The 2,782-nt window shown below is 67.2% G+C and carries 3 protein-coding genes; all 3 read left to right on the plus strand.

The features are described 5' to 3' along the window. Positions 1-499: methyl-accepting chemotaxis protein (locus AX692_RS04330; RefSeq protein WP_230959583.1), on the plus strand; the 499-nt coding region annotated here is incomplete at its 5' end. Between the two features lie 252 nt (positions 500-751). Further along, complete coding sequence (locus AX692_RS04335) at positions 752-985, plus strand: hypothetical protein (protein ID WP_073977090.1); 234 nt, start codon at positions 752-754, stop codon at positions 983-985. A 102-nt stretch (positions 986-1,087) separates the two neighbouring features. Then, positions 1,088-2,782, plus strand: a 1,695-nt coding sequence (locus tag AX692_RS04340; protein ID WP_073977572.1) for an EAL domain-containing protein, incomplete at its 3' end; no start/stop codon positions are given.

Raw genomic sequence — 2,782 nt, forward strand, 5'->3', positions numbered from 1 at the left:
CGTCGAGCTGATCCAGACCATCGCCCAGCGCACCAACCTGCTCGCCCTCAACGCCAGCATCGAGGCCGCGCGCGGCGGCGAGGCCGGGCGCGGCTTCGCGGTGGTCGCGAGCGAGGTCAAGGAACTGGCGATGCAGACCAGCCGAGCGACCGAGAAGGTCGCCGAACAGATCCGCGCGATGCAATCGACCACCGGCGCCAGCGTCAAGGCACTGCGGGCGATTGCCGGGCAGGTGCAGGAGCTGGAATCGACCGCGGTCTCGATCGCAACGGCGGTCGATCAGCAATCGGTCGCAGGGCGCGACCTTGCCCAGAGCATCGATCTTGCCGCACGCGGGACGGAGAAGGTGGCGGGGCATATCGAGGACGTGCGCCAGCTGTCGCTCTCGACCGGCGCGGCCGCCAGCCAGGTGCTGCTGAGCGCCAACGAGCTCGAGGCGCAGGCCGCCCACCTGGGCGATCAGGTGCGCGGCTTCCTGCGAACCGTGCGGGCGGGGTAGCGCGCCCGCGGCGCGGGTCTCCCCCATCGCCAGCGACAGCGGAAAGAGGCCGGCAGAGGCAATCCTGTCTCCCGTGATCGGGAAGAATGGCCTCCCGGCAGGCGCTGCCGGCGCAGGCGAACTCTTCCGCTCGGCGCAACGGTGCGCGTCGCTTTTCGTACATTCTCGTCCGGTGACTGAGGGCCCATTTGCGCCGTCGGAAACTCACATGCCGCGGTGCCCCCGGCACCTGGCGAAGCCGGATCGACGAAGATGCGCACTCAGAAAGACGCCGTGCTGATGGGACTCTTGGGCTTTGCTCTCACGAGCGCGTTCATGCTGCCCCCGATCATTGCCAGCGAAGCGGAAAGAACCGCCCGGATTGCCGCCCATGATGCGGCGGCCGGATCGCAGGGGGTGACCTTCGGGCGCGAGCGCAGCGCACGCCTCACCTACCTGCTTCGTCACATGGACGAGGCCGAACGCGGGCGGATCGAGCGGAAATAGTCACGCGCGCGCATGCTCCCTAGCCTATCGCGTCGCATTGACGCACAGCGTTAACCCTGCGGCGTCTAGGGGAGTATCCTACGGAGTTCCCGCGGGCGCATCATGAAACATCTTTCCCCCTCGACTCTCGACGACCCCCTGTTCTGGGCCGAGAAAGGCATCATCAACTTCCAGCCCATCGTGAACGCCCGCTCGCTCCGGGTTCACGGGCTCGAGGCGCTGACGCGGCTTCCGAGCGAATCCCCTTTCGCCTCGATCTTCGAGCTGCTCGACTGCGCCTATGCGCGCGACCAGATCCACCTCGTCGAGCGGATCCTGCTGACCAAGGCGATCTCGCGCTTCTCGCGCTGGGAGATGGCGCACCGGGTGCGGTTGTTCTGCAACATCGACAACCGGGTCTTCGACCACCACGACAGCTCGCCGATCAACATCATCAACCACCTCAAAGACAGCCGTCTGATGCCCAGCAACCTGTGCATCGAGATCTCCGAGCGGGTGCCGCCGGATTCCGACGAGAAGCTCGCGCGGCTGGTCGAGCTCTACCAGAAGTTCAACGTGCGGATCGCGATCGACGATTTCGGGCGCGGCTATTCGGGGCTGGAGACGCTCACCCTGGTGAACCCGCATTATGTCAAGATCGACCAGTTCTTCACCCGGCACATCGACACCGAACCGCGCAAGGCGGCGATCGTGCAGAACGTGGTGCGCATGGCCCATTCGCTCGGCCTGCTGGTGGTGGCCGAGGGGGTCGAGCGCCCCGCCGAAATGCGCGCGGTGCGCGATGCCGGATGCGATTTCGTCCAGGGCTTCCTGATCGCCCGCCCGACCCCGCATCTGGCCGATCTCAGTCCTTCCTATCCCTCGGTCGACACGGGCCGCGCGCCGGGCCATGTCACCCGGCGCATCGGCGACCTGATCGTGACCCCCGAGCCGCTGCGCAGCGGCGCACCGATCGCCGAGGCGGTGGCGCGCTTCAGGCAGGGCTACGACCTGCCCTTCATCCCCGTCACCGACGAGGACGGCTTCATCCTCGGCGCGGTGCGCGAGGCGGACATCCGCCACCTCATCTTCGGCGACTATTCCTCGGCGCTGCTGCGCAACAAGGGGATCGACCAGCGCGTCGACGCCTTCGCGATCCGCCTGCCGGTGGGCGAGATCAGCTTCTCGCAGGAGGAACTGGTCGATGCCTATATCGCCGCGGCCTCGGACACCGGGCTGATCATGGCCAAGGACGAACGCTATGTCGGGGTGCTGACCAATGTGGCGCTGCTCCAGCTCGCCTCGGAGCGCGCCGTTGCGATCGCGCGCGACCAGAACCCGCTGACCGCGCTGCCGGGCAACCAGTCGATCCAGCACCACGTGGCCGCCAGCCTCGCCGCCGGCGAGAGGCGGACGATGGTGTTCTTCGACTTCGACAACTTCAAGCCCTTCAACGACAAGTACGGGTTCGAGGCGGGCGACCGGGCGCTGCTGATGTTCGCCGAGCAGCTGGCGCGCTTCCAGCACAACCATTGCGCCTTCATCGGCCATATCGGCGGGGACGATTTCTTCGCCGCGCTGCCGGTGGATGCCGAGGAGGGGATGGCGGCGGTTGCGGACCTGCTGGCGCGGTTCCGATCGGATGTGCAGAGCCTCTACTACCACCGCGATGTGGCGGCGGGCGGGATATGGTCGCAGGACCGTTTCGGCAAGCGGCGCTTCTTCCCGCTGCTGCGCGCTTCGGCGGTGGTGATGCCGGTCGATTTCGCGTCATGCCGCTGCGACATCGCCGGGATTCTGCGCCGCCTGAGCGGCGGC

Origin of the sequence: Erythrobacter donghaensis, from assembly GCF_001557325.1 — a bacterium.
Taxonomy (GTDB): Bacteria; Pseudomonadota; Alphaproteobacteria; order Sphingomonadales; family Sphingomonadaceae; genus Erythrobacter; species Erythrobacter donghaensis_B.

Bases quoted from the DNA above. Each gene is read 5' to 3' on its own strand.
- AX692_RS04335 (WP_073977090.1), top strand. From the start codon at position 752: ATGCGCACTCAGAAAGACGCCGTGCTGATGGGACTCTTGGGCTTTGCT.